Annotated in this window: 22 protein-coding genes; 4 read left to right on the top strand and 18 right to left on the bottom strand. The window is 69.1% G+C overall.

Features of this window, described 5'->3' with window-relative positions:
- Positions 1–21: 21 nt before the first annotated feature.
- A complete protein-coding gene (locus tag HPF_RS22410) occupies positions 22–981 on the top strand; it encodes a LysR family transcriptional regulator (protein ID WP_133157873.1) in 960 nt (319 codons plus the stop codon).
- On the opposite strand, the gene mgrA is transcribed toward HPF_RS22410, so the two are convergent.
- The 10 genes from mgrA to HPF_RS22460 all read right to left on the bottom strand — a co-directional run bounded on the left by mgrA (position 941) and on the right by HPF_RS22460 (position 15,587).
- Positions 941–1,981: an L-glyceraldehyde 3-phosphate reductase gene (gene mgrA, locus HPF_RS22415; RefSeq protein WP_127805736.1), complete on the bottom strand. Its 1,041-nt coding sequence runs from the start codon at positions 1,979–1,981 to the stop codon at positions 941–943. The two genes, HPF_RS22410 and mgrA, sit on opposite strands and share 41 nt — an antisense overlap.
- 109 nt (positions 1,982–2,090) lie before the next feature.
- Entirely contained in the window at positions 2,091–2,999 is a 909-nt protein-coding gene (locus HPF_RS22420; protein WP_133157874.1) for a phosphoribosylaminoimidazolesuccinocarboxamide synthase, read from the bottom strand.
- A gap of 105 nt (positions 3,000–3,104) precedes the next feature.
- On the bottom strand, positions 3,105–4,169 hold the full coding sequence (gene fba / locus HPF_RS22425) for a class II fructose-bisphosphate aldolase (RefSeq protein WP_066157026.1): 1,065 nt from the start codon (positions 4,167–4,169) through the stop codon (positions 3,105–3,107).
- Between the two features lie 85 nt (positions 4,170–4,254).
- Entirely contained in the window at positions 4,255–5,688 is a 1,434-nt protein-coding gene (gene pyk, locus HPF_RS22430) for a pyruvate kinase (protein ID WP_079367332.1), read from the bottom strand.
- A 47-nt stretch (positions 5,689–5,735) separates the two neighbouring features.
- Positions 5,736–6,956, bottom strand: coding sequence for an alginate O-acetyltransferase AlgX-related protein (locus tag HPF_RS22435; RefSeq protein ID WP_133157875.1), 1,221 nt, complete (start codon positions 6,954–6,956; stop codon positions 5,736–5,738).
- A gap of 2 nt (positions 6,957–6,958) precedes the next feature.
- Positions 6,959–8,362: an MBOAT family O-acyltransferase gene (locus tag HPF_RS22440; RefSeq protein WP_133157876.1), complete on the bottom strand. Its 1,404-nt coding sequence runs from the start codon at positions 8,360–8,362 to the stop codon at positions 6,959–6,961.
- The gene (locus tag HPF_RS22445; protein ID WP_165961758.1) at positions 8,359–12,828 is read right to left on the bottom strand and encodes a class I SAM-dependent methyltransferase; all 4,470 of its coding nucleotides are present in this window, start codon (positions 12,826–12,828) and stop codon (positions 8,359–8,361) included. Before HPF_RS22445 ends, HPF_RS22440 begins: the two co-directional genes overlap by 4 nt.
- A complete protein-coding gene (locus HPF_RS22450) occupies positions 12,815–14,281 on the bottom strand; it encodes a methyltransferase domain-containing protein (protein ID WP_133157878.1) in 1,467 nt (488 codons plus the stop codon). Before HPF_RS22450 ends, HPF_RS22445 begins: the two co-directional genes overlap by 14 nt.
- 4 nt (positions 14,282–14,285) lie before the next feature.
- Positions 14,286–15,068 carry a CmcI family methyltransferase gene (locus tag HPF_RS22455; RefSeq protein WP_133157879.1) on the bottom strand — a complete coding sequence of 261 codons (783 nt, stop codon included), beginning with the start codon at positions 15,066–15,068 and terminating at the stop codon, positions 14,286–14,288.
- An 81-nt stretch (positions 15,069–15,149) separates the two neighbouring features.
- A complete protein-coding gene (locus tag HPF_RS22460; protein ID WP_164868382.1) occupies positions 15,150–15,587 on the bottom strand; it encodes a MarR family winged helix-turn-helix transcriptional regulator in 438 nt (145 codons plus the stop codon).
- 65 nt (positions 15,588–15,652) lie between these two features.
- On the opposite strand from HPF_RS22460, the gene HPF_RS22465 reads away from it, so the two are divergent.
- The gene (locus HPF_RS22465) at positions 15,653–16,402 is read left to right on the top strand and encodes a siderophore-interacting protein (protein ID WP_133157880.1); all 750 of its coding nucleotides are present in this window, start codon (positions 15,653–15,655) and stop codon (positions 16,400–16,402) included.
- Between the two features lie 14 nt (positions 16,403–16,416).
- Here HPF_RS22465 and HPF_RS22470 read toward each other — a convergent pair whose 3' ends face one another.
- Positions 16,417–16,896, bottom strand: a complete 480-nt coding sequence (locus HPF_RS22470; protein WP_066157184.1) for a MarR family winged helix-turn-helix transcriptional regulator — start codon at positions 16,894–16,896, stop codon at positions 16,417–16,419.
- A 126-nt stretch (positions 16,897–17,022) separates the two neighbouring features.
- On the opposite strand from HPF_RS22470, the gene HPF_RS22475 reads away from it, so the two are divergent.
- Both HPF_RS22475 and HPF_RS22480 read left to right on the top strand, forming a co-directional pair.
- Positions 17,023–18,060: a cupin domain-containing protein gene (locus HPF_RS22475; RefSeq protein ID WP_133157881.1), complete on the top strand. Its 1,038-nt coding sequence runs from the start codon at positions 17,023–17,025 to the stop codon at positions 18,058–18,060.
- Between the two features lie 19 nt (positions 18,061–18,079).
- Positions 18,080–18,781 (top strand): fumarylacetoacetate hydrolase family protein, encoded by a 702-nt coding sequence (locus tag HPF_RS22480; protein ID WP_133157882.1) that lies wholly within the window; start codon positions 18,080–18,082, stop codon positions 18,779–18,781.
- A gap of 48 nt (positions 18,782–18,829) precedes the next feature.
- Here the strand turns inward: HPF_RS22480 and HPF_RS22485 are convergent, their stop codons facing one another.
- The 7 genes from HPF_RS22485 to HPF_RS22515 are packed head-to-tail and all read right to left on the bottom strand — an operon-like array spanning position 18,830 to position 25,842.
- Positions 18,830–19,267 carry a bacteriohemerythrin gene (locus HPF_RS22485; protein ID WP_133157883.1) on the bottom strand — a complete coding sequence of 146 codons (438 nt, stop codon included), beginning with the start codon at positions 19,265–19,267 and terminating at the stop codon, positions 18,830–18,832.
- Positions 19,264–19,848, bottom strand: a complete 585-nt coding sequence (locus HPF_RS22490; RefSeq protein ID WP_133157884.1) for a hemerythrin domain-containing protein — start codon at positions 19,846–19,848, stop codon at positions 19,264–19,266. Before HPF_RS22490 ends, HPF_RS22485 begins: the two co-directional genes overlap by 4 nt.
- Positions 19,849–19,852: 4 nt before the next feature.
- Positions 19,853–20,257, bottom strand: coding sequence for a ribonucleotide reductase subunit alpha (locus tag HPF_RS22495; RefSeq protein WP_133157885.1), 405 nt, complete (start codon positions 20,255–20,257; stop codon positions 19,853–19,855).
- A 25-nt stretch (positions 20,258–20,282) separates the two neighbouring features.
- A complete protein-coding gene (locus HPF_RS22500; RefSeq protein WP_243721647.1) occupies positions 20,283–20,909 on the bottom strand; it encodes a nitroreductase family protein in 627 nt (208 codons plus the stop codon).
- A 3-nt stretch (positions 20,910–20,912) separates the two neighbouring features.
- Positions 20,913–22,175 carry an NnrS family protein gene (locus HPF_RS22505; RefSeq protein WP_243721648.1) on the bottom strand — a complete coding sequence of 421 codons (1,263 nt, stop codon included), beginning with the start codon at positions 22,173–22,175 and terminating at the stop codon, positions 20,913–20,915.
- Between the two features lie 26 nt (positions 22,176–22,201).
- On the bottom strand, positions 22,202–24,649 hold the full coding sequence (locus tag HPF_RS22510; RefSeq protein WP_133157887.1) for an adenosylcobalamin-dependent ribonucleoside-diphosphate reductase: 2,448 nt from the start codon (positions 24,647–24,649) through the stop codon (positions 22,202–22,204).
- The gene (locus HPF_RS22515; protein WP_241559792.1) at positions 24,646–25,842 is read right to left on the bottom strand and encodes an NAD(P)H-dependent flavin oxidoreductase; all 1,197 of its coding nucleotides are present in this window, start codon (positions 25,840–25,842) and stop codon (positions 24,646–24,648) included. The genes HPF_RS22510 and HPF_RS22515 overlap by 4 nt, the downstream gene beginning before the upstream one ends.
- Positions 25,843–25,882 lie beyond the last annotated feature (40 nt).

Below are 25,882 nucleotides of genomic sequence, written 5' to 3' on the forward strand. Positions count from 1 at the left end.
CGTTTTCTGCATGTCACGTCCATGAATCCTTTGCTCTGGAAGCTGTTCCTCGACGCCGCCGAAACCGGCAGCCTGAGCAGGGTCGCGCTGCTGCACGGCACCAGCCAGCCGCATGTGAGCCGGCAGATCGCCGAGCTGGAGCAGCGGTGCGGCGGGCGCCTGTTCGAGCGCACCGGCCGGGGTGTCGCACTCACGGCCTTCGGCCAGCGCATCGCGCCCAAGGTGCGGGTCTGGCTGCGCAGCACCGAGCAGCTGGAGAACGACGTCCGCGCCACCGCCGGCCAGACCATGGGCCGCGTGCGCCTGGGCACCATCCCGTCGCTGGCCCACCCCTTCGTGAGCACGCTGTTCGCCCGCCTGCGCCAGCAGCACCCGCTGGTGCAGCTGAGCGTGCGCGAAGGCCAGGGCGCGCAGCTGGAGACCTGGCTGGACGACGGCAGCCTGGACCTGGCCCTGCTGTTCCGCCACGGCCAGCCCAACGGCAGCGACGCGCTGTCGCTGGCCGAGGCGCAGACCTACCTCGTCGGCCCGGAGGGCGACGCGGTGACCGCGAAACCGACGGTGAAGTTCAGGGCGCTGGACGGCCTGCCGCTGGTGGCCTTCTGCCGCCCCAGCAGCTGGCGCGACCAGCTGGAGCAGGTGGCGCGCCAGCGCGGCGTGCAGCTCAACGTGGTGCTGGAGGCCGATTCGCTCGCGCTGCAGCTGGGCATCGCCTCGCAGGGCGGCGCCTACGCGCTGCTCGGGTCCTACGCCATCGACGTGGCGCGCAGCCAGCACCGCTTCCAGGCCGCGCGCTTGCTGGACCCGCCCATCGTGCGCCACATCGCGCTGGCGCTGGCACGCACCGGCCCGCTCAGCCCGGCCACCCGCGCGGTGATGCAGGAGTCGCTGGCGCTCGCCCAGGAAATGTCGCTGGACCCGGCCCGGGCGGCGCCCGGCGTCACAGCCGCTGGTCGGTCGAAGGCTTCTTCCAGAGGTTGAGGCCGCCGTCCACCGCGTGCTGGTCGATGGCGGCGAGTTCGTCGGCGCTGAAGTGCAGGTTCTGCAGCGCGCCGACCAGCTCGGTGATCTGCTCGGGCTTGCTGGCGCCGATCAGCGCCGAGCTCATGCCCGGATGGCGCAGCACCCAGGCCACGGCCATCTGCGCCAGGCTCTGGCCGCGCGCCTGCGCCATGTCGTTGAGTGCGCGCACATGGATCAGGTTCTGTTCGCTCAGGTGTTCCTGCTTGAACGATCCGCCCCCGGGGCGGTGGATGCGCGCATCCTGCGGCACGCCGTTCAGGTACTTGTTCGTCAGCAGGCCCTGCGCCAGCGGGCTGAAGGCGATGCAGCCCATGCCCTCGGCCTGCAGGGTGTCGAGCAGCGCTTCCTCGACCCAGCGGTTGAGCAGGCTGTAGGACGGCTGGTGGATCAGCAGCGGCACGCCCATCTGCCGCAGGATGGCCGCGGCCTCGCGCGTCTTGCCGGCCGAGTAGCTGGAAATGCCCACGTACAGCGCCTTGCCCTGCTGCACCGCCGTGGCCAGCGCGCCCATGGTTTCTTCGAGCGGAGTGTCGGGGTCGAAGCGGTGCGAATAGAAGATGTCCACGTAGTCCAGCCCCATGCGCTTCAGGCTCTGGTCCAGGCTGGCCAGCACGTACTTGCGCGAGCCACCGCCCTGTCCGTATGGGCCGGGCCACATGTCGTAGCCGGCCTTGCTGGAGATGATGAGCTCGTCGCGGTAGGGCCGGAAATCGCGCCGCAGGTGTTCACCGAAATTGGTCTCGGCGCTGCCGGCGGGCGGGCCGTAGTTGTTGGCCAGATCGAAGTGGGTGATGCCGGCGTCGAAAGCGGTGCGCAGCATGGCGCGCTGCGTTTCCATCGGCGTGGCATCGCCGAAGTTGTGCCACAGGCCGAGAGTGATGCTAGGCAGCTTCAGGCCGCTCTTGCCGACGGTGCGGTAGGGCATGCGCTCGTAGCGCTGGGGGTGGGCGGTGTACATGGTGCGTCTCCTGGTGTTCGGTGACCGCACTCTACCCAGTAACCTCGCGGTAACCGGCACCACCGGCCGAACAACCCTTCGCCCCCGCCCCGGGGCGGGCCCCCGCAGGTCAACCCATCAGACGGGTCAGCGCTTCCTGGTACTTGGCGGCCGTCTTCTCGATCACCTCGCGCGGCAGGCGCGGTGCGGGGGGGGCCTTGTCCCAGGGCTGGCCGTTGACCTTGGCGGTCTCCAGCCAGTCGCGCAGGAACTGCTTGTCGAAGCTGGGCGGGTTGCTGCCCACGGCGTACTGGTCGGCCGGCCAGTAGCGCGAGGAATCGGGCGTCAGCACCTCGTCCATCAGCACCACGGTGCCGTTCTTGTCCAGGCCGAACTCGAACTTGGTGTCGGCAATGATGATGCCCTTCTTCAGCGCGATCTCGGCGGCGGCCTTGTACAGGGCAATCGCCTTGTCGCGGATCTGGGCGGCGATGTCGGCGCCGACCATTTCGACGGTTTTCTCGTAGGTGATGTTCTCGTCGTGCTCGCCCATCTCGGCCTTGGCGGCCGGGGTGTAGATCGGCTCGGGCAGCTTGGACGCGTTCTGCAGGCCTTCGGGCAGCGGCACGCCGCAGACCGAGCGGCTTTCCTGGTATTCCTTCCAGCCGCTGCCGGCCAGGTAGCCGCGCACCACCGCTTCCACCGGAATGGGCTTGAGGCGCTGCACCAGCATCGAACGGCCGGTGACCTGGGGCGCCTCTTCGGCCGAGACCACGCTCTCGGGCGCGTCGCCGGTGAGGTGGATAGGGCAGATATTCAGGCCCTTGGGGCCGAGCTGGTCGAACCAGAACAGGCTGAGCGTGGTCAGCAGCGCGCCCTTGCCGGGAATGGGCTCGCCCATGATCACGTCGAAGGCGCTGATGCGGTCAGACGCCACCATCAGGATGCGGTCGTCGCCCACGGCGTAGTTGTCGCGCACTTTGCCGCGTGCGAGCAGGGGCAGGGACTTGAGGGCGGAGGTGTGCAGGGCGGTGCTCATGATCGGTCGCGGAGAAAGTGACAGACAAGAAAAAAGCCCGGTGACCGAACAGTCAACGGGCTTTGAACCATTCCGGCAGATTATCGCAGGTCGGTCCCGGCGGGATCAGACCACCTTCTGAGCCAGCTCGCCGCTGGCGTAACGGGCGGCCATCACGGAGAGCGTCTCGCCCTTGATCTTGGCGCCCTGGCCTTCGCAGCCGAATTCCAGATAGCGCTGCTTGCACACCGCCTTGGCCGCTTCGCGGGCGGGTTTGAGCCATTCGCGGGCGTCGAACTTCTCGGGGTTCTCGGCCATGAACTTGCGCACCGCGCCGGTCATGGCCATGCGGATGTCGGTGTCGATGTTGATCTTGCGCACGCCGTGCTTGATGGCTTCCTGGATCTCGGCCACCGGCACGCCGTAGGTTTCCTTCATGGCGCCGCCGTACTGGTTGATGATGGCGCGCAATTCCTGCGGCACCGACGACGAACCGTGCATCACCAGGTGGGTGTTGGGGATGCGGGCGTGGATTTCCTTGACGCGGCTGATGGCCAGGATGTCGCCGGTGGGCGGGCGGCTGAACTTGTAGGCGCCGTGGCTGGTGCCGATGGCGATCGCCAGCGCGTCCAGCTGGGTGGCCTTGACGAACTGGGCGGCCTCTTCGGGGTCGGTCAGCATCTGGCTGTGGTCCAGCTTGCCTTCGGCGCCAATGCCGTCTTCCTCACCGGCGTCACCGGTTTCCAGGTTGCCCAGGCAGCCGAGTTCGCCTTCCACGGTCACGCCGGTCTTGTGGGCCAGTTCGACCACCTTGCGGGTCACGTCGACGTTGTAGTCGAAGCTGGCCGGCGTCTTGCCGTCTTCCATCAGCGAGCCGTCCATCATCACTGAGCCGAAACCCAGCCCGATGGCGCCTTCGCAGACCTTGAGGCTGGTGCCGTGGTCCTGGTGCATCACCATCGGGATGTGCGGGTACATCTCGGCGGCGGCCTGGATCAGGTGCTTGATGAAGGCTTCCCCGGCGTATTTGCGGGCGCCGGCCGAGGCCTGCAGGATGACGGGTGCGCCGACCTCGTCGGCCGCGGCCATGACGGCCTGCACCTGCTCCAGGTTGTTGACGTTGAACGCCGGAATGCCGTAGCCGTTGGCCGCAGCGTGGTCGAGCAGTTCGCGCATGGAAACGAGCGCCATGAGGATCCCCTAGTCAAAGTTGGTAACCGGTCTGTAACTCCAGGGATTTTAAGGCGCCCGGCCTTGCGTGCCGATGACAGGCGGTTCAGGCCGCCCGGCAGATCTTCAGCGTGTTGGTGCCGCCCGGCGTGCCCATGGGCTCGCCCACGGTGATGGCGTAGACGTCGCCCTTCTGCATCACGCCGCGCGCCTTCAGGTCGGCCTCGGCCTCGGCCAGCGCGGTGTCGCGGTCGGCGCTGGTGTCCACCAGCAGTGGCCGCACATTGCGGTAGAGCGTCATCTTGCGCTGCGAGGACAGCTTGGACGTGACCGCATAGATCGGCATGCGCACGCTGTGGCGGCTCATCCAGAGCGCGGTCGAGCCCGACTCGGTCAGCGCCACGATGGCCTTGGCCTTGAGGTGGTGCGCGGTGAACAGCGCGCCCATGGCTATGGCCTGGTCGATGCGGGTGAAGGTCGCTCCCACGAAGTCGTCTTCCAGCGGGTCGTGGTCGGTCTTCTCGGCCTCCTGGCAGATGGCGGCCATCTGCTGCACGGTCTCCAGCGGGTACTTGCCGGCCGCTGTCTCGGCGCTGAGCATCACGGCGTCGGTGCCGTCAAGAACAGCGTTGGCCACGTCGCTCACCTCGGCGCGCGTGGGCACCGGGTTGACGATCATGGACTCCATCATCTGTGTCGCGGTGATGACCACCTTGTCCATCTTGCGCGCCATCAGGATCATGCGCTTCTGCAGGCCCGGCACCGCCGCGTTGCCCACCTCCACCGCCAGGTCACCGCGCGCCACCATGATGCCGTCGGACACCTTGAGGATGTTTTCCAGTTCCGGGATGGCCTCGGCGCGCTCGATCTTGGCGATCAGGCCCGGCTTGTGGTTGTACTGCGCGGCGGCCATGTTGCACAGCTGGCGCGCCAGTTCCATGTCGGTCGCGTTCTTGGGGAAGCTCACGGCCACGTAGTCGGCCATCAGGCTCATGGCGGTCTTGATGTCCTCCATGTCCTTGGCGGTCAGCGCGGGCGCGGTCAGGCCGCCACCCTGCTTGTTGATGCCCTTGTTGTTGGACAGCTCGCCGCCGAGCTTGACCGTGGTGTGCACGGCGTCGCCGACCACCTTGTCCACCGTCATCACGATCAGGCCGTCGTTGAGCAGCAGGGTGTCGCCGGCCTTCACATCGCGCGGCAGCTCCTTGTAGTCCAGACCCACGCCGGCGATGTCGCCCGGCTCGGTGCGCGAGGCATCCAGCACGAAGGGCTGGCCGGGTTCGAGCATCACCTTGCCTTCGGCGAACTTGCCGACGCGGATCTTGGGACCCTGCAGGTCGGCCATGATGCCCACCTCGCGGCCGGCGCGCTTGGCGGCGGCGCGCACGAGGTTGGCGCGGTCGATGTGGTCCTGCGCCTTGCCGTGCGAGAAGTTCAGCCGAACGACGTTGACGCCAGACCGGATCATGGCCTCAAGCAGGGCGGGATCGCTGGACGCAGGGCCGAGGGTGGCGACGATTTTGGTGGCGCGCTGGGGCATGTGAGGTGTCTCCGTTGTAACTTGGTTTCAATTGTCCATGAAACGGGTTACTGGGTGGGTACAGGTTCCAGCAGCTCCCGGACCCGCGCCAGATACCGGGCCTGGTCGGCCAGCACCGTGCCTTCGTTGTACACGTGCAGCAACACGTCGGGCCGGAACTGGTCGATCACGACCGACCGCACGTGCCGGCGCTGCGCCGGACTGAGCCGGGACAGGTGGTTCATCGACAGGTACCAGACCTCGGCGAAATAGCGCGCCAGGGGTTCGGTGATGTTGTCGCCAAAGGAGTCGCCGATGATGACCAGCGTGGGCCGGCGCTGTCCCGCGGGCAGTTGCCAGGCCGACCGCACACGGGCGACCTGGAACAGCAGGGCGGCCTCGGCGGCGAACTCGGGGAAGCAGGCGGCGTCGTTGTGGCACACCAGCACCCGCCCGTCCGGATAGACAGGGACGAGGGTGGTGTCACGGCGCGCCACGCCGGGCGCCAATGCCCGCAGGTCGAACTCGGTCTCCCGCGGCTCCAGGGCCACGTCATAGCGGCGCGACAGACCCCACTGGCCTTGAGCCAGCCAGTCGGCGGCGACGGCCGCACCGTGAAAGTCCCAATGCAGGTTCCAGGGACGGTAGACCGGGTCCACCCCATCGACCTGGCGCATCGCATCAATGGGGTAGAACAGCCGGCCTGCGGTCTCGGGCTTCTGCGCCAGCCGATCAACCAGAGATTCGGCCGGCGGCTGACCACCGGCGCATTCCTCCTGCAACCAGCGGGGCAGCAAACGAGGCCGCAGACGCGACTTGTCGGGGACCATCATCAGGTAGCTCCGGGGCAGATCGGCATGGGTCGCGGCCAGCAGTTCCGCAACCCGCTGACCGACCACAGGCAGCTCAATGCGCTCGGCCCCGCACATCACCCGCAGCGCGTTGCCCGGAATGTCGCCGAACACGTTGTGGAACACCTCGCCCGCCTGACCGGGGACCAGGTCGGCGGACAGGAAATCGCCGAACACCTGGTGGCGCCAACGGTGGCTGGCCTCCAGCAGTTCGCCACGCAGGCCGAAATGGTCGCGCATCCAGGCCTGCATCCGCGCCGGCCAGGTGCTCACCTCATCCAGGGTGCCGGGCCAGCCCGGCGCCGGTGCGAGTGTCCGGTTTTCCAGCGGTGCCTCGTGCGGCGGCCGGAACAGGTGCACCAGCAGCGGCGTCAGCAGCAGGGCGCACCACAGCGCCAGCACCAGGGCATTTGCGCGGCGGGTCGGCAGGGCCTTCATGCTCAGAAGTGGAAGTAGAGGAAGGGGTTGTGGCTGCCGGACGCCAGGCTCGTGGCACTGAGGACCAGCACCAGCGTGAGAAAGACCCAGCGCACCGGGGCCCAGCGCGGGCGCACGAAATGCCGCCCACCGAACCAGCGCGAGAGGGGCAGCATCGATGAGAAGGCCAGCAACAGGACCAGCACCGTGTATCCGTCCAGGAAGCGGCCCGGGTGCATCGCACCTGCGGTGGCGGACGACCAGCCGGCCATGGCGGCATAGACCGTCCCGACCTGTGCGAAGTCCTCGGCGCGGAACATGGCCACGCCCGTCGTGAAGGCCAGCCAGGCGTAGATCTGCTGGCACACGCGGGGCCAGCGCGCCGTGATCCGGCCCAGCCCCAGCCGCTCCAGCACGATGAGTCCGCCGTTGTAGAGCCCCCAGCAGACGAAATTCCAGCCGGCCCCGTGCCACAGGCCGCAGAGCCCGAACACGATGAGGATGTTGGCGATGGTGCGGCCCCCGCCACGGCGGCTGCCGCCCAGCGGGGCGTACACATAGTCGCGCAGCCAGGACGAGAGGCTGATGTGCCAGCGGCGCCAGAACTCGCGCACCGACAGGGCGTGGAACGGGAAACGGAAATTGCGGGGAAACGAGAAACCCAGCAGCAGCGCCAGTCCGAGCGCCATGTGGGAATAGCCCGAGAAGTCCAGGTACACCTGGAACGCGTAGGCGATCGCGCCCAGCCAGGCCAGGGCGGTGGTCAGCGCCTGGCTCTCGAGCTGGTAGATCGCGTCGACCACGGCGCCCAGCGGGTTGGCCAGCAGCAGCTTCTGCCCCAGACCGATGATGAGCAGCTCCATGCCGAAGCGCAGGCGGGCCACGGTCCAGTGGCGCCGGATCAGCTGCCGCCGGATGGCGGCGTACCGGACGATGGGACCGGCCAGCAGGTGAGGGAACAGCAGGATGTAGTTGGTCAGCCGGGAGAGCTTGCGTTCGACGGGCAACTGGCCGCGGTAAATGTCGACCAGATAGGACATGGCGTGGAAGGTGAAGAACGAGATGCCCACCGGCAGGACGGGCACCGACCCGGGCTCGATGGACACCTGCCAGCCCAGGTCGTGCAGGGTGTCGGCCAGGAAACCGAGGTACTTGAAGGCCACGAGCAGCGAGAGCTGGAACAGCAGCGACACCACCAGCACCCAGCGCTGGCGGTCCCGGCGGTCTGCCTCGCGGCCGAGCGCGAGGCCGCCGAGGTAGCACCCGGCCAGCGACGCCGCCAGCACCCAGGCGTTCCGGAGTTCACCCCAGGCGTAGAACACGGCGCTGCCCACCAGCAACACCGCGTTGTGGCGGCCCGAGACCTGGTAGACCAGCAGGAATATCGGCAGGAAGTAGAAGAGGAACTCGACGGAACTGAAGATCATTCGTCGTGCGGCCGAACCGCCGTCAGCACGGCGAAGTCGGAGCCGATCTGACCTTCGGCCATGAGCCGGTCCTCGAGCGCGAAGAAGCGGTCGAGGTGGGCCATGTCTTCGGCACTGGACTCGCTGAAGTTCTGCGCGATGTCGCTCAGCCCGATGTGCAGCAGGGCCCCGCCCAGGTCGCGCCGGTCCAGCACGCGGAAGTGCTTCTCCAGCGTGGGAATGATCTGCGAGGAACGGATCGCCTCGGACGGATCGCAGGCGATCACGTCGGCCGCACGCGGACGCTCCCGGGGCCCCCGCACCACGCCGTTGGGCAGGCGGTGGTAGCGCTCGGGAAGGGTCTGCAGGAAGGCGTTCATGTGGGACAGCTGGGCATCGGTCCACTGGAAGCGGTCGGGCCCGACGTACTCGTGCAGATGGAAGATGCCGCCCGGGCGCAGCGCCCGCCGGACCATGCGGAACAGGCGGTCCAGGTCGTTGACGTGGTGGATCGACTGGAAGCCGACCACCAGGTCGCAGGACGCTTCGGGCAGCTCCAGCCGCTCCAGATCGGCCACGTGGTAGTGCAGCTGGTCCAGCCCCATGTCGGCGGCCCGTGCGCGCGCACCGGCAATCGCGCCTTCGGCGATGTCGTAACCATCGATCCGGCTGGCCAGCCCGATCTGCGCGAAACCGCGCTCCAGGGCCCCGAACCCGCAGCCCAGGCTGACCAGGCGCGGCACAGGGAGGCTCCAGCCCAGACGGGTCAGCGTGTCCTTCAGATGGATGTACACATCCGTGCCTTCTTGGCCGGTGGCCTTGTGGTGGAGGCGTGCCATGACCCTCGGATGCGCCATCCAGTTCATGCCCTGGATGTCCTGACGCTGCGACGGTGACACGCTCCAGGCCTCCGACACGCGCGCCTGTTCATTCCCGGGCGCCAGATCGACCGGCCGGCCCGACGATTCACACGCTTCGCGCAGCACGGCCCGCACCGTCGCGTCAAACGCCTGCGGAGCGCAGTCCCGCTCCACGGCCGCCAGCGCCGCCTGGCGGGTCTTCTGCCACAAGGCGGTATCGAAGTAGAGCCGCGCGCAGGCCTGGGCAAAATCCTCGGCGCTGTCCGCACCCAGCAGGGCACCCTGCCCGGCCCAGCCGAGCTGCGTCGCCACCAGTCCGCTGGCCACCACCGGCACGCCCTGCGCCGCCGCCTCCTGGACCTTGAGGGGGATGCCGGCCGCAAAGCGGGTGGGCGCGATGAACACGCGGGCCTGTTCATAGAAGTGCCGGATGTCCTCGACACGGCCATGGAACACCACCCGCGGTCCGCCCAGCGCCTGCTGGAGGCTCTCGCACGGGCTGCCCACGAGGTGGAGCACATAGCCTTCGCCGATCAGCTGGTCCAGCCGGGGCATGACCTCACGCACGAACCAGCACACCGAATCGGCGTTGGGTGAACCCTCCTCCGCCAACCGGCCGACAAACAGCAGGTGGCGCCGCTCGCTGTGGCCCTGGGGCGTGGGCTGCGCGGCAATGCCGTTGCCCAGCACCCGCACGTCCTGGCAGCCCGCCTGGCGGAACCGCTCGGCTTCGGCCTCGCTCACGGCGAAGACATGGCGGGCCGCCTCGGCCAGCTGCAGTTCGCGGGTCAGCGCAGCCGCGCCGTCTTCCTCCGGTGCCGGCTCGCCCAGCACCTGGGCACGCAGTGTTTCGCGGGTGGCGAAGATCGCCTCGGCGTCGTAGACCAGCGCGGTGCCGGGCAGGAAGGCGGGCACCTCCCGGCAGGCGCGGAGAAAGCGGTCCATGTTGTGCGGCCGGCTGACGATCACCGCGTCGTAGTACCCGCAGCGCTCGCGCAGGAAGTCGGCCAGTCCGTCGATGCCGCGACCGGCCATGATCTCCACCTCGCGCGGCAGCACCTCATAGGCCTCCACCAGGTCGACCTGCGGGCAGGTCAGCGGGTAATGGCTGACGAAGGCACCGGCTTCGTGCAGGCTGTGGACGAGCTGGCGCGCCCGCGGGAAACCAGAGCCCAGCGACGGGACGGGGATGCGGTCGTCGACCACCAGCACGCGCGGCTGCGTGGACGGGCGCTGGCGCGCCTCGATGGCGCGTGTTCCGTGGGGCCGGTGCCCCCGGGCCAGCACCTGGGCGTGGCGGTCGACGAAGACCGCCCGGTGCGCCTGCATGAGCCCCACCGCGGTCTGCTCACTCTCCGAACTGCCGAACTCGTAGTGCAGGATCTCGACCTGCGGCTCGTACACCACGGTGTGTCCGGCCTGGTGCAGGCGCATGCAGAAGTCGGTCTCTTCGTAGTAGGCCGGCGCGTACGCCGGATCGAACCCGCCCAGCGCCTCGAAAAGAGCACGCCGCACCATGAGGAAGGCCCCCGAGCAGTAGTCCACCTCGCGACGGAACTGGAACGCGGCGTCGTCCGGGTCCTCGCCCCGGCCGTATCCCGAGCAACTGCCATCGGCCCAGACGATGCTGCCCGCCTCCTGGAGGCGGCCGTTCATCAGCACCACCTTGCCGCCCACCGCACCGACGCGCCCCCGGCCGTCGAGCAGGGCCAGCGCCGCCCGGATCGATCCGGGTTTGAGCTGGGCATCGTTGTTGAGGAACAGCAGGTGCTCACCCCGGGCGTGGGTGGCCCCCAGGTTGGCCGCGCGCAGGAAATGCAGGTTCTCGTCCTGAGCCAGCACCCGGGCGCCGCGCACCCTGGCCAGCAGGGTGGCGGTGGCATCGGTGGATGCGTTGTCGATCAGGAGCACCTCGCAAGGGGCCTCGATCGCCTCCACCAGCGACGCCAGGCACTTGAACGTCAGTTCGGCCTGGTTGTGCAGCACCACGACGATGGAGACGCGGGGTGTTTCTGCGGTGGGCAAGTGCAGCTCGTGCCCGTCCTGCAGAAACCGCGCGAGCTCGTCCTGGCTGCGCTGGCGGAACGCCAGCTTGGCATCTTGCACCGCCGCGGGCGGCTCGACCACGACCGGGGCCGGGGCAGGCGTGGCCGGCCACGGCCGGTCCAGCGGCCTGAGGGGGAAGCCACGGTCCTCGTGTCGGCCGTGGACCTCGAAGTGGTACAGCGCATTGAGTCCGGCCTGCGCCACATCCGGGTGGGCCTCCAGATAGGCCCGGGTGGAGAACCAGGGCCCGGGGTCCCGGCCTTCCGACAGGCCGCCGAACAGCGCGTAGTGCACGGCGGCGTCGACCCCGGCGTCGGCCACATCGGCGTGGGCCGCCAGGTACCAGGCCGCGTCGAAGAATGCCGAGCGGCGCACGGTGTCGATCACCGGCTGCTGCGGGTCCGGTGGCTCGCGCCGGCCCAGCCGCCGCTGCAGCCGCTGCAGGACGCCCGGCCTGTCGGCGGCAGGCCCTCGCTCCGGGGGCGCGAGCAGCGTGGACAGCAGCTGGCGCAAAGCGGGCTCGGCGGTCTCCAGGGTCTGGGCCAGCGCGCGCTGCTGCAGCGTCAGGGTGGCGATGGTCTGGCGTGCTTCGGTCAGGCCATGCTCCACCAGCGCACGCTCCTGGCGCGCGGTTCTCATCTCCCCTTCCAGCCGGGCCAGCTTGCGCAGCGAGGCATCCCGCTGGCCAGCGTCCTGGCGCTGCGCCTGAACGGCCGCCCGCTCCCGCGCGAGTTCCCCGTCCAGACGCGCCACGGCGGCCTGCGCCCGGTCGCGCTCGCTGCTCACCTGGGCGCGCGCAGCGACCAGGGCGTCGACCTGCAGCGCGAAGGAACGCTCCATCTCACGTTCATTGGCGTGGCCAAGCCAGCGGGCGCCCGCCGCGGCGAAGCGCTCCCGGATGGCGACGCCTTGTGCCGTCGATGCGGCGTGGCACAGCTGCGCGACAGCCGCCGGCATGGCCCGCCCGGGGGCCACCACGCCCAGGCCGTTGCCATGCAGGAATTCGAAGTGGGGATGGCGGCCCGCCAGCTCGCTGAAGAAGCGGTGCACGCCGAAGTCGTCGCGGCGCACATTGGTGTCGTGGAACAGGACCACAGCGCGCTCGGACAGCTTGGGCCGCCAGGTTTCGTAGTCGTGTCGCACGGCTTCGTAGGTGTGGAAGCCGTCGATGTGCAGCAGGTCAATCGAGGCGTCGGCGAAGTGCCCGACCGCGGTGTCGAAGTCGGCCCGGATGAGTTCGGAGAACCCGCCGTAGTGGGCATCGTTGAAGGCCTGGACGTCGCGGTAGACGGCCTCGTCGAAAAAACCGGCATGTGCGTCGCCCTGCCAGCTGTCCACCGCGAAGCAGCGGGTGGGCAGACGGTGCTGCAGCACGGCGTCGCAGAAGGCGGCATAGGACACGCCATGGTGGGTGCCCAGTTCCACCAGCAGTCGCGGTTCGGTCGCCTGGACGATCCAGAACGCAAAAGGCACATGACCCCACCAACCGCTGGGTTGGCCCAGGCGCCGGGGTGTCCGGAAAAGGCTGTCCAGCGCAGGTGAGAGCAGTGGCTCCAGCAGGCTGGCGTCAGAATCGTGCATCGGGGTTCCTTGGTGTCGGTTGCTGCGGCGGCCAGGCGCGCCGCGCCACGACGGTGAACATCGGGACCATGGCGCCGTCGACATCCCGCTTCTGGTGGTGGATGCTGAGCCGCGCGTCTGGAAATCCCAGCAGCCCCAGGGACTGGATGACAAAGGCGGGCGTCAGTGCCCACCAGGTGTGCACCTGCGGGATCGCGGGGTCCGCCAGCAGGCGGCAGACCGGCAGATCCCCGAGGTTGGCGTCGTACACCTCGGTGACGATGAGGGTGTCGCTGACCCGGCGCGCCAGCTGCTCCATGACCGAGAACGGCGAACGGCAGTGCAGCAGCACCGATGCCAGCAGGCCGATGTCGAATGGCCCCTCCGATTCGGGCAGGGCGTCCAGATGCGCCACGATCAGCCGGACCCGGGAGGCGCGGGCGTGGTGCAGGTACTGGAACGACTGGCGCACCCCGGTGATGACGTGGGCAAACTCCTGGCGCCAGCCGGCAACGTCGAAACCGGGCACGGGGGCCACATCCCAGAGGTGCTCCATGGGCGGCTCCAGCGCCGTGACCCGGGCGCCCGCGGCCTCCATGTGAAAGCTCAGGAAGCCGCTGGCCGGCCCCACTTCGAGCACCGAGCGCCCTGCGAAGTCGACCCCGCCCAGATACGCATCCACGTTCGGGCGCAGGTCCCATTCCCCCTTCACCGACTCGCCGCCGGGAAGGTCCACCGAGTGGTAGAAGCGGCACTGCGACAACGCGGGCGGTTCCGCTGCTGCGGGTGTCGCAGGTGCAGCCGGCAAGGTGGCCGGCGCTGGCATGGCGACGCGCAGCGCCGCCGCTTCAGGAAGAGGTGCCGGATCGGACAGGCCCTGGACCAGGCTGCGGTGCTGCAGCCAGCGCTTGAGCGCGCTCTTGAGGTTCCACCAGGGGCCATGGTCGGGCTTGCGGCAGACCAGCACGGAGTCGTGCCAGACATCGCTGCCGTCGTCATGGCCCTCGTCCTGCCACTGGGTCTTCACCTGAACGGGATCGAGCTGGGCAAAACGGGCGAGGGACTCCATGCCGTCGGGGTAGAACCGCCAGCAATCCACCGGGTACCGGTGCTCCGGCCCGCTGGACGGCGCGATGACGATGCACAGGCCGCCCGGCCTGAGCACGCGGGCCACCTCGAGCATGGTGATCCACACGTAGCGGATGTGTTCGAAGGCCTGCCCGGACACCAGCACATCGACCGAGCCGCTGGCCACCTCGCGCCACGTGTAGGGCGTCTTGAGCACCAGGTCCACGTTGTCGCCGGGCACCATGTCCAGCCCGGTGTAGCGCCAGTTCGGGGAATCGAACAGGTCGCGGTACGAACCGTTCACGTCCTGGCTGCCCAGGTCGTGGATGACCAGCGGCTCCCCGCGACGCGCGCCCAGGTACTGTTCAACAAAAAGGCGCATCTTGTCGCGGGAACTCGTGTGCATGGATTCAGTCGGCGGGGGGATGGAGTCGGTACAGCCAGGCGTCGGGCCAGTAGGTGAGCGCCTCTTCAACAAAGGCCTCGTTGTAGAGCGCTGCGGGCCGGCGAAGCTCGAATTCGGGGTGTTCGGCCGCGTAGGCGCGCGCCGCCGCGGCCGGATTGTCCTCAAGCCAGTGCGCCTGGCCCCCGGGCGTGTCCGCGAGATGGGCCATGACACCGTCGGTCGCGACGATGTAGGAACCCGGTGTGACCAGCGGGCCGTAGGCGTCCAGTTCCCGGCGCACATGCGCCTTGCTGTGGTCGCTGTCGAGAAACACGAACACCGTCTGGCCCGGCCCCACGGAACGGCGCACCCGGTCCACCACCGCCGCAGAAGCCGAGTCGCCCTCGATCAGGGTGATGAGGTCACCCAGCGGGCAGGCGGCCACCGCCTCGCGCAGCGCCGGGGGTATCTGTATGTCGATCGAGATCACCCGCCCGCGCCCCAGCGCCCGGCACAGCGAGGCGAAGAAGACGGCGCTGCCGCCGCGGTTGACGCCGGTCTCGATGATGACGTCGGGACGCACGCTGGCGATCACCTCCTGCAGCCGCAGCACATCTTCCGGCAGCTGCCAGAGCTGGAAGCCCAGCCAGGAAAACGACTGCCAGTGCAGGAGGTTCCACTCCTGCCTGAGCCAGACCTGGGACACCACCCGGAAGGCCTCGGACGAGTACAGCGGCAGTCGCTTCGGGGTTTCATCGCCGGCCTGGTACTCCAGGGACTGGGCGTCGGTGTCGATGGTGATCTTCATGACGCTACTCTTTTTGGAGCGCGCAGTGTATCCGGGGCATCGGGTCCGCAGACGCCAGCGCGGCGCCCGCGCGCAACCTGCTCAAGGCCCGCCGTCTCGCAGGTTGTCCTGCATGTGGCGCAGCGCGCGCAGCAGCGCCTGCCGTTCCGGCGCCTCCAGCCCGCGGGCGGCCCGGGCCGCCACCTGGCGGCGGTGGCGCATGACGGACTCGTGCCGGTGCTGCGCCGCTTCGGTGGGATAGAGCCGGATCACCCGGCGGTCGTGCCCGTCCGGCCGTGCCACCAGCAGGCCCTTGTCCTTGAGCACCGCGATGAGGCGCGCCAGCTGGCCCTTGTCCCGCCCCGCGTGCTGCACCAGATCGGTCTGCGTACTGCCCGGGTGGCGCACAAAGAAGCCGAGCGCCCGCCCTTCCATCGGCCCCAGCCCATCGTCGGGCATGTGGCGCAGCAGCTGCGCGCGGGCCAGGTGCATCAGGTCGTGCACCGCCTCCATCAGATCGTCATCGGACAGCTTCGACATATTGGTTGACTCCATCAACTTGCTTTGACAGAATGGATGACATTATCAATCAATTCACCTATTCCATGTCCCATCCTGTTCCCACCGAGCACCCACCCGGCCCGACGCGCCGCGTGCGCCACGAACTGCTGCGCCGCGACGTGCGCGTGCGCCATGTCCGGCCGCTCGGCCCAGGCCTGCTGGCCGTGACCTTCGGCGGGCCGGCGCTGGCCAGCTTCGTCTCGCTCTCCTTCGACGACCACGTCAAGTTCATCTTCACCGACGCCGACGGACAGGAACACCGGCGCGACTACACGCCGCGCCATTTCGACACGGTCCGCCAGGAGCTGACCCTGGTGTTCGCGTTGCACGAAGGGGGCGCGGCCAGCGCCTGGGCGCAGCGCGCCCGGGCGGGCGACGCGGCGGTGATCGGCGGCCCCCGCGGCTCCATCGTCATTGCGGACGACCTGCCCTGGTACCTGCTGGCCGGTGATGCGACGGCGCTGCCCGCCATCGCGCGGCGGCTCGACGAACTGCCGGCGGGCACCCCCACCACGGTGCTGCTGCACACCCCGCACGAGCAGGACCAGCAGGCGCTGCCCCAGCGCCCTGGTCTGAAACTGCGCTGGTTGCCGTCCGGCGAGGCGCTGTGCGACGCCATGCGCACGGTGGACCTGCCCGCAGGCGACGGGTTTGTCTGGTGCGCGGGCGAAGCCGCGTGCATGGCGCGGCTGCGCGACATCCTGCTGAACGAACGCGGACGGCCACGCAGCCACGTCAAGGTCTCGGCCTACTGGAAGCCCGGCGCCAGCGACTTCCACCAAGACCTGGCCTGACGGGGCGTCAGGCACTATCGGCCGGCGACCTCGGCCGGTGCCCGGCTCAGGTCGTTGTTCTGCGTCACCAGCACCAGCAGCAGGCGCATGAACTCGGTGCGCTGGCGCGGGGTGAGCGGCGCCAGGATCTGCTCCTGCGCGCGCAGCATGGCGGGCACGGTGTCGGCCAGGCCCTGCTCGCCCGCGGGCGTCAGGAACAGCTGGCGCGCGCGCCGGTCCTGCGGCGACAGGCGCCGCTCCAGCCAGCCGCGCGCCTCCAGCCGGTCCACCACGCCGCCGGTGGTGGAGGTGTCCAGCGCGATGCTGCGCGCCAGCGTGCGCTGGTCGATGCCGGGCTGGTTGCCCACCACCTGCAGGGCGGCGTACTGCACCGGCGTCACGCCCAGCTCGCCCGCCTCCTGCAGAAAGATGCCGACCGAGATCTGGTGCAGGCGCCGGATCGCGTAGCCGGGCTGCTGGTCGATCTGGATTCCGGCGGGTTCGGGGGTGTCCATGGCAAACAGGGCAAGGGTGGTGGGCAACGGGGATCCGATGATTGACCCAGTCTAACCGCCCTCTTATCATCAGCACACTGATTATTAGCATGCGGCGGGAGCAGATCCGGCCCAAGGAGACAAGACATGAGCCACGCACTCGGCCGGCTGGAAGACCTGCCGCAGGACTACCGCGACGACCTGAAGAACCTCAACCTGGTGCCGCTGTGGCCCAGCCTGCGCGCCGTGCTGCCGTCGGGCGTGCCCACGCGCGCCACGCAGGCCGTGCACTGGCCCTACGCCACGCTCAAGCCGCTGCTGCTCAGGGCCGGCGAGCTGACCCCGATCGAGAAGGCCGAGCGCCGCGTGCTGGTGCTGGCCAACCCCGGCCACGGGCTGGAGAACATGAAGGCCAGCCCCGCCATCTACCTGGGCATGCAGCTGCTGCTGCCGGGCGAATGGGCGCCCAGCCACCGCCACACGCCCAACGCGGTGCGCATGGTGGTCGAGGGCGAAGGCGCCTGGACCACCGTCGATGGCGAGCAGTGCCCGATGAGCCGCGGCGACCTGATCCTCACGCCCACCGGCCTGTGGCACGAACACGGCCACGACGGCAGCGACCCGGTGGTGTGGCTGGACGTGCTGGACCTGCCGCTGGTCTATTACATGGAGGCCAGCTACCACATCAACGGCCCGCGCCAGACCGTCAAGCAAGGCAGTGGCGACCGCGCATGGACCCGGGCCGGCGTGGTGCCCACACAGGTGTTCTCGCGCAGCGGCAAGCGCTACCCGATGCTGCGCTACCCCTGGGTGGACACGCGCGCGGCGCTGCAGGCCATGGCCGCCAACCAGCCGGACCTCGACTGCGTGCAGGTGACCTACGTGAACCCCGAAACGGGCGATGACGCCGAGAACATCCTGGGCTTCTACGCGCTGATGCTCAGGCCCGGCCAGACACTGACATTGCCGGCGCGTTCGCCGGCGCAGGTGTTCCACCTGATCGAAGGCGGCGTCGACGTGTCCACCTGCGGCAAGACCTTCGGCCTGGTCGAGGCCGACACCTGCTGCGCGCCGGGCTACGAGCCGGTGACGCTGACGAACCGCCAGACCGACAAACCCTCCTTCATCTTCATCGCCGACGAGTCACCTCTTCACAGGAAGCTCGGTGTGTATGAGACCCGATGACTGTTCCAGAGACTGTCCGATGACTCAATACCTCTTCCCCCCGCCCGCCATCCCGTCCCTGCACATCCGTGGCCGCACCGAGCGCTTCCCCGTCAACCGCATCTTCTGCGTCGGCCGCAACTACCACGCGCACGCCGTCGAGATGGGCAAGCCGGTGGACAAGAGCGCCGAGCGGCCGTTCTACTTCACCAAGTCGCCGCAGACCCTGGTGGAGAGCGGCGTCACCGTCGCCTATCCGCCTGAGACGAAGAACTACCACTTCGAGATGGAACTCGTGCTGGCAATCGGCAAATCCGGCTTCCGCGTCAGCGCCGACAAGGCGCACGAAGTGATCTACGGCTACGCCGCCGGCCTGGACATGACGCGCCGCGACCTGCAGCTGTTGGCCCGCGACAAGGGCCGGCCCTGGGACCTGGGCAAGGACATCGAAGAAGGTTCGGTCTGCTCGGAGATCGTGCCGATGCAAGGCGTGGTGATCGGGCGCGGCACCATCGCGCTCGAAGTCAACGGGGCAACGAAGCAGTCGTCCGACGTCGACAAGCTGATCTGGAACATCCGCGAAATCATCGCCGACCTGTCGTTGTTCTATCACCTGCAACCCGGCGACCTGGTCTACACCGGCACGCCCGAGGGCGTGGGCGCCGTGGTGCCGGGCGACCGGATCACCGGCCGCGTCGAAGGCGTCGCCGAGGTCGCGCTGACCATCGGCCAGCCCGGGTGAGCGCCCAGCGACGGGCCGCGCACTGGCGCTGACCCGGGCGCCTGCGCCTCAGGTCGCCGGTGCCTGGGCCTGCACACGGCGGATGATCGGCATGTCCTGCTCCAGGATGTGCCCGATCAGCCAGCGGCGCAGGAAGCGTTCGAGGTCCAGGATCGTCAGCCGGCCCTGCTCCAGCTGCAGCTTCATGGCCGACAGCCGCTCCACAAAGCCGCTGTGCAGCCGCAGGTGCTGGGCGTGGGTGGTGGCGTCGGCCTGCTGGCGCAGCATCCACGCTTCCTCGTACCGGAAGTGGTAGTCCGCATAGGTCTGCAGCTGTGCAAGCACCTCGTCCAGCGCCGTCCCCGAATCGGCGGGCTGGATGCTGGCCACGCGCTGGAGCAGCTGGAAAAGCACCCGGTGCTGCAGGTCGATGGCCAGCACCCCGCTGTCCAGCCGGTCGTCCCAGACCAGCGGCCCGTCCGCGCCCTCGTCGGCACCAGGGTTCATCGGCCCCGCACCCTTCCGTCGGTGCGCCGGTGCTGCATTTCCTCGCCGATGGCGCTCAAGGCCGGGGCGTCCAGCAGGCCTTGCACCGCCGGGTAGACCAACGTCTCCTCCAGGCGGATGTGCTCGTCGTACTGGCCGGCAAAGCGGTCCAGCAGCTGCTCATCGCCGGGCGTCCAGCCGGCCCAGGAAGACGTTGCCGCAGCGTCGGCCACGGCCAGCAGACAGCGCCGCGCCTGGGGCCAGATCTCGCCCATGGCGACATGGTCGGCTTGCAGGCGGCGCACCGCCTGGCGCAGCGCCTCGTCGCCGCGCTGCAGCAGGAGCGGGAACACATGCAGTTCCTCGTCCTCGTGGTGCAGCGGCGCGGCCTGGTCGAAATAGCGCATGACATCGCGCGCCGCCTGGGCCGCCTGTTCGTCGTGGCCACGCGTGGCCAGGTGCTCGCGCAGCTTGCCCAGCAGCCGCAGCATGCGGTGCACCCGCTCGTGGCAGGCGGTCAGCATCTCGAACGGCTGCTCGAACCCCACCCCCGCCGCGTGCTGCCCGGGCTGCGTGATCTGGTGCAGGTGGATACCGGCCATTGGGTCAGTCCAGCAGCACCGCGCGGCCTTGCGGGTCGAACGGAATGAAGTTCTGGATGCGGCCCTGGCGGATGGACTCCACCATCTTCTGCAGCGGTGCATCGGCGTCGGCGCTGGTGGGGGGCTTGCCGGCGCTGCCCGACATGGCAGCGGCGAAGACCATGCCCCAGGGCTGACCGAAGCCGGCGGCCTCCTCCTTGAGCTGCTCGAACGAGGCCAGTTCGTCGGGGCTCTTGTCGACGCACATCTGCGGCACCAGCGCACCGCCCTGGCCTTTTTCGAAGGCCGCGCGTTCGGCAGGCGTGGCGTCGTCGGGCAGCTCGATGGCGGCGAACACCATCAGCAGGCGCTGGGGCAGGGGCTGGGCACGCGCGGCGGCGAGCAGGTCGTCAAAGTTGCTGATGTCCATGAAAAATCCGGTTCAGGAAAACGTGTCAGCCAGGGCCGACGGGGTTCAGGGTACTCACGTAGTCGGCCACCGCGGGGCGCACGACGGTCTTGCCGTGCGAGAGCGCGGTGCCGATGCTCAGGAAACACACGGCCTGCTCGTGCACGCCCAGGCCGAAGAAGCGGTGCAGCGCGGCCGAACGCACGGACTGCCCGGCCGTGAGCGCCGAGCCGTAGCCCAGGGCGGTGGCCATGAGCAGCACGTTCTGGGCGGCGGCGCCGGCCGAGATCAGCCGCTCGGCCAGGCCGATCTCGGCGTCGCCCTTGGTCTCGTCCACCACCAGCAGGGCCAGGAAGGGCGAGCGGAAACCTTTTTCGCGCGCCTTGGCGAGGTCGTGCGGTTCGGCCGCCGGGTCGCGCTCCAGCAGGGCCTGCACGAACACCTCGGCCAGCGCCCCGCGCTGGTCGGCGGGCACGGCGATGAAGCGCCAGGGCAGCAGGCTCCGGTGGTCGGGTGCGGAGGCGGCGGCCGCCAGGATGGTCTGCAGCTGCGCGGCGTCGGGGCCGGGCTCACCGAGGCGGAACGGCAGCACCGTGCGGCGCGCCGACATCAGCTCGGCCGCCAGTTCGGCCCAGTCGGCGGTGCCGACACCATCGGGTGCGCAGGTGTCCACGGTTCACCCCGGCCGGCCGTCGGCGCGCGGCCGGCCGAACCAGTTCGCCAGCCGCCCACCCCAGACCAGCACCACGCCGGCCCAGGTCAGAGCGGCCGCTGCCAGCCAGAGGCCGCTGCCGCCCGGCAGGGTGCCCGCGATGCGCAGCAGCACCGCCACCTGCAGCCCCCAGAACAGGGTCCACACCGTGGCGTCGGCCACCAGCGCGCGGCCGCTGTGACCGCAGGCCACACGCGTGACCATGGCCAGCATGGTGGAGCCGAGGAAGCCCATGGTCAGCGCGTGCAGCGCGCCCAGGCCCAGTGTGGGCACGCCCCCGGCGGCGAGCAGCCACTGCGACAGCCCCGAGAGCAGCAGCGACAGGCCGAACCAGACAAAGCCCACGTGCAGCATGGCCAGCAGGCGGATCTTCAGGCTCTGCACCAGGCCCCAGACCCAGGCCAGCCAGACCAGCACGCCGCCGATGCCCAGCTCCAGCGCACCGCGCAACAGGCGCCAGGCCGTGCCCTCGCCCCAGCCGGCGAGCATCAGCCACACCGAGGCGATCTCCAGCACCACGGCCGCCAGCATCAACCAGAGCACCCAGAACGGGCGCCAGACCTCGATCATGGGCAGCACGCCGGAGGTGAAGAAGGGAATCATGCGGTGGGCCACGGCCACGAAGGTGGCGACGATGAAGCCCCACAGCGCCGTGTGCACCAGGGCCAGCGCCACCGACCACTCGCCCAGCAGCAGCGCCACGCCGATGCCGGCGGCGCACAGCGCGCCCAGCGTGCCGCCCAGCGCCACCACGGTGGCGTGCACCCGGTCGGGCACGCGGCTGGCGCGCCACAGGCGCCAGAACCGCAGGTTCTGCGTCCCCAGGCCGGCCGCGGCCAGCAGGACGCCGGCCACCGCCACGTCCTGGTGCAGGTGCGCGCCTGCCAGCCACAGCAGCCAGCCGGCCACCTGCAGGGCCAGCGCGGGCGTGATGGCGCGGGCGTCCGGTGCGTCCACGCCCAGCCACTTGGGGCCGGCGGTGAACAGGAAACCGGCGAAAAACAGCGGCATGAAGCCCAGGGTCATGACCGCGGCGTGGGTCAGCGTGGGCGAGACCGCGTAGGACAGCCCGAACACGCCGCTGACGCGGTCGACCTGCACCACTGCCCACCAGGCGGCCGAGGCGATCAGCAGCAGCACCCCCGAAAAAAAGGCCAGCCGATGTGGCGCGCGCCACAGGCTGGCCCATTGCCAGGGCGTGGCGACCGGCGAACCCTTCGGACGCACCGGCAACGTCCCACGCCCCCCGACGCTCATCCGCAGGAACCCAGGTGCCCGCAGGAAGTGCAGTAGTCGCAGCCGTCCTTGCGGATCATGGCGTGCGCGCCGCACTCGGGGCACTTCTTGCCGGCCATGACACCCGAGGACATGCCCACCAGCTCCGGCGCGGCCGGGGCATGGGGCGTGGCGACCGCGGCGGTGTCGGTGTGCTGTTTGCGGCGGGCGATGATGTTCTGCAGCGCGAACGCGATGGCGGCCACCTCGGAGTCGTGCCACATCGGCACGTGGGTGCCGTCGGCCTTCTCGTAGGTGCCCAGGCGCACCGGGCCGCGGTCCCAGGCGACCTTGCGCATGTCGGACAGCGCCCGGCCCAGGAAGCCGCCGCGCGCGGCCAGCGACAGCATGCGCATGGTGGAGGTGATCCACTGCTGCGACTCGCCGTTCTGGCCCACGGGCATGAAGAACTCGATGGCGCGCTCGACCGTGCCCTTGCCGTCGGCGGCGGGCACCGGCAGGAAGGAAACCACGATGTACAGCGTCTTGTGGCCTTCCTGCGTCCAGTACTCGATCTTGTCGGCCACGGCCGAGAGCGCACCCTTGGGACGGCTCTCGATCACGGTGCGCATCGGGTCGACCGGCGCCACCACAGGCGCGGGGGCCGGCTTGGCCTCGGCCACCGGCGCGCCGGTGTCGAGCACCGAGCCCAGGATGGTGTTGGGCCGGTAGGTCGCCATGCCCTTGAGGCTGGCGCGCCAGGCCTGCAGGTACAGGTTCTTGAAGTCTTCGTAGGGGTAGTCGCCCGGCACGTTGACCGTCTTGGAGATCGCGGTGTCCACGAAGGGCTGCACCGCTTCCATCATGGCGATGTGCTCGCCGGCCGTCATGGCCAGCGCGTTGACGAAGTAGTCGGGCAGGGCGTCCACATCACCGCCGAGGTCGCGGTAGAGGCGCCAGGCGTGGTCTTCCACCGCGTACTCGCGGGTGGAACCGTCGTGCTCGCGCTTCTTGCGGCGGTACATCCAGGAGAACGGCGGCTCGATGCCGTTGGAGGCGTTGTCGGCAAAGGCCAGGCTCACCGTGCCGGTGGGGGCGATGGAGAGCAGGTGGCTGTTGCGGATGCCGTGCTTGCGGATGGCCTGGCGGATGGACTCGGGCAGGCGGCTGGCGAAGGTGCCGCGCTCCAGGTAGCCGTTGGCGTCGAACTTGGGGAAGGCGCCCTTTTCCTTGGCCAGCTCGATCGAGGCGCGGTAGGCCGCGTCGCGCATGTGCTCGGCGATCTGGGCGGCCACCTTGCGGCCTTCTTCGCGGTCGTAGCGCACGCACAGCATGGCCAGGGTGTTGCCCATGCCGGTGAAGCCCACGCCGATGCGGCGCTTGTCCTGCGCTTCCTTGCGCTGCTGCTCCAGCGGCCAGAAGGTCACGTCCAGCACGTTGTCCAGCGCCCGCACCTGGGTCGCGACGGCCTTCTCGAAGGCGGCGAAGTCGAACGAGGGCACACCGCCGAATCCGAAGGCGTTGCGCACGAAGTTGGTCAGGATGATGGGGCCGAGGTCGCAGCAGCCGTAGGACGGCAGCGGCTGTTCACCACAGGGGTTGGTGGCGGCGATGCCTTCGCAGTAGCGCAGGTTGTTGTCCTGGTTGATCTTGTCCAGGAACAGGATGCCGGGCTCCGCGAAGTCGTAGGCCGACTTCATGATGGTGTCCCACAGCTCGCGCGCGGACACGCTCTGGTAGACCCAGAGCCCGTCGGAGCGCTGGTAGGCGCCCTTGTCCATCACCTTGCTGCCGGGCTTCGATTTGTGCACCAGCTCCCAGGGCTGGTCGCCGGCCACGGCTTCCATGAAGGCGTCGCTCACGCCGACCGACACGTTGAAGTTGTTCCAGCGGCCGGGCGTGCGCTTGGCGGTGATGAAGTCCAGCACGTCCGGGTGGTCGATGCGCAGCACGCCCATCTGGGCGCCGCGGCGCGCACCGGCGCTCTCGACCGTCGAGCACGACTGGTCGAACACGTTGATGTAGCTGCACGGGCCCGAGGCCATGGAGTGCGTGCCCTTGACCTCGGCGCCGCGCGGGCGGATGCGCGAGAAGTCGTAGCCCACACCGCCACCGCGGCGCATGGTTTCGGCGGCTTCGCGCAGGGCTTCGTAGATGCCGGGGAAACCTTCGTCGTCGAAGCCCTGGATGCAGTCGCCCACGGGCTGCACGAAACAGTTGATCAGGGTCGCCTGGATGTCGGTGCCGGCGGCGCTCATGATGCGGCCGGCACCGATGGCGCCCGCGTACAGGTTGTCGAGGAACTTGGCTTCCCACTCGGCACGGATCGGCTCTTTTTCCACCGAGGCCAGGGCGCGGGCCACGCGGCGGTAGAGGTCGTCGATGCCGGTCTCCCCGGGTTTCAGGTATTTTTCTTCCAGCACATCGAGGCTGATCGGCTGGGGTTCCCGGAGATTCTGGGCTCCGGGTTGGGGGTCACGCTTCATGCAAGGGCTCCGGTTTTGAAGGCGTCGGATGGTACAGGCTCTGCCGGCAGGGCGCCGGTCACCATCCAGGACACCAGATCATGGACCGAACGGATGTCCTTGCCAAACGGGAGAGTACCCGCCCCGCGGAAGAACAGGCCCCGCTGCTGATCACCCTCCCAGGCGTGGGCCAATTGCTGGTCGATGCAGAACTGGCCCATGTCCGCCTTGCCATCCCGCAATCCGCAATGCGCCAGGCAGTCGAAGGCCATGTTGCAGCGGTCCTTCACGTGCGCCACGGCCTTCAGCTTGGGTTCCACGCGCAGGTATTTGTTGAGCCAATGTGTGCGCACACCTCGCGCGGGAAGCCCGGCCACGCTGATGAACTCCACCACATCTTCCGGCGTCGCGTTGGCCAGCACCTGCTTGAAGGCGAGGTCGGCGTCGCATTCCAGCGTCACCGCGAAGGCCGTGCCCATCTGCACCGCGCTGGCGCCCAGACCCTGCAGGCGGATGACGTCCTCGCGGCTGGAAATGCCGCCAGCGGCGATCAATGGAATCTTTCCTTCCAGCCCGGCCGATTTGAAAAATTCCAGGGACTGGGGGATGACGTTCTCGAAATTGAAGCGCGGGTCCTGCAGGTCGGCGACCTTGGCCGCGCCCAGATGTCCCCCCGCCAGCCGGGGGTGTTCGATCACGATGGCGTCGGGCAGGCGGCCTTTTTTCTCCCATTTCTTGACGATCAGCTGCACGCCGCGCGCGTCGGACAGGATGGGGATCAGGGCTGTTTCGGGGTGGTCCTTGGCCAGTTCGGGCAGGTCCAGCGGCAGGCCGGCGCCCACTACCACCGCATCGGCGCCGCTTTCCAGCGACTGGCGCACATAGATCTCGTAGGCCGACAGGGCCTTCATGATGTTCACCGCCACCATGCCGCGCCCCTGCGAAATCAGGCGCGCGCGCTGGATCTCGCGGTCCAGCGCCACCAGGTTGGCCGCGTTGATGCGCTCTCGCGCGTCGGGTTCCTTGCCACTTTCCAGGTGGCGGGTCTGGGCCATCAGGTCGGGGTGCAGGCGGCGCAGGTCCACCGACGACACGGTGCCCACCCCGCCCAGCGACGCCACGGCGCCGGCCAGGCCGCCCGCCGACACGCCCACGCCCATGCCGCCCTGCACGATCGGCAGCAACTCGCGGCCCCGCAGCCGCCAGGGGTGCATGCCGTTTTCGCCCGCCTGGCGCAGCAGCGCCCGCGCGCGT

Origin of the sequence: Hydrogenophaga pseudoflava (genome assembly GCF_004353865.1) — a bacterium.
GTDB lineage: Bacteria > Pseudomonadota > Gammaproteobacteria > Burkholderiales > Burkholderiaceae_C > Hydrogenophaga > Hydrogenophaga pseudoflava.

Coding starts and splice junctions, on each gene's coding strand:
- pyk (WP_079367332.1), bottom strand. CDS start 5,688: ATGCCCCAGCGCGCCACCAAAATCGTCGCCACCCTCGGCCCTGCGTCC.
- HPF_RS22475 (WP_133157881.1), top strand. CDS start 17,023: ATGAGCCACGCACTCGGCCGGCTGGAAGACCTGCCGCAGGACTACCGC.
- HPF_RS22485 (WP_133157883.1), bottom strand. CDS start 19,267: ATGAACCCTGGTGCCGACGAGGGCGCGGACGGGCCGCTGGTCTGGGAC.
- mgrA (WP_127805736.1), bottom strand. CDS start 1,981: ATGTACACCGCCCACCCCCAGCGCTACGAGCGCATGCCCTACCGCACC.
- HPF_RS22510 (WP_133157887.1), bottom strand. CDS start 24,649: ATGAAGCGTGACCCCCAACCCGGAGCCCAGAATCTCCGGGAACCCCAG.
- HPF_RS22435 (WP_133157875.1), bottom strand. CDS start 6,956: ATGAAGGCCCTGCCGACCCGCCGCGCAAATGCCCTGGTGCTGGCGCTG.
- HPF_RS22465 (WP_133157880.1), top strand. CDS start 15,653: ATGTCCCATCCTGTTCCCACCGAGCACCCACCCGGCCCGACGCGCCGC.
- HPF_RS22490 (WP_133157884.1), bottom strand. CDS start 19,848: ATGGCCGGTATCCACCTGCACCAGATCACGCAGCCCGGGCAGCACGCG.
- HPF_RS22450 (WP_133157878.1), bottom strand. CDS start 14,281: ATGCACACGAGTTCCCGCGACAAGATGCGCCTTTTTGTTGAACAGTAC.
- HPF_RS22455 (WP_133157879.1), bottom strand. CDS start 15,068: ATGAAGATCACCATCGACACCGACGCCCAGTCCCTGGAGTACCAGGCC.
- fba (WP_066157026.1), bottom strand. CDS start 4,169: ATGGCGCTCGTTTCCATGCGCGAACTGCTCGACCACGCTGCGGCCAAC.
- HPF_RS22410 (WP_133157873.1), top strand. CDS start 22: ATGAATCCTTTGCTCTGGAAGCTGTTCCTCGACGCCGCCGAAACCGGC.
- HPF_RS22440 (WP_133157876.1), bottom strand. CDS start 8,362: ATGATCTTCAGTTCCGTCGAGTTCCTCTTCTACTTCCTGCCGATATTC.
- HPF_RS22515 (WP_241559792.1), bottom strand. CDS start 25,842: ATGCACCCCTGGCGGCTGCGGGGCCGCGAGTTGCTGCCGATCGTGCAG.
- HPF_RS22495 (WP_133157885.1), bottom strand. CDS start 20,257: ATGGACATCAGCAACTTTGACGACCTGCTCGCCGCCGCGCGTGCCCAG.
- HPF_RS22480 (WP_133157882.1), top strand. CDS start 18,080: ATGACTCAATACCTCTTCCCCCCGCCCGCCATCCCGTCCCTGCACATC.
- HPF_RS22445 (WP_165961758.1), bottom strand. CDS start 12,828: ATGCACGATTCTGACGCCAGCCTGCTGGAGCCACTGCTCTCACCTGCG.
- HPF_RS22460 (WP_164868382.1), bottom strand. CDS start 15,587: ATGTCGAAGCTGTCCGATGACGATCTGATGGAGGCGGTGCACGACCTG.
- HPF_RS22420 (WP_133157874.1), bottom strand. CDS start 2,999: ATGAGCACCGCCCTGCACACCTCCGCCCTCAAGTCCCTGCCCCTGCTC.
- HPF_RS22470 (WP_066157184.1), bottom strand. CDS start 16,896: ATGGACACCCCCGAACCCGCCGGAATCCAGATCGACCAGCAGCCCGGC.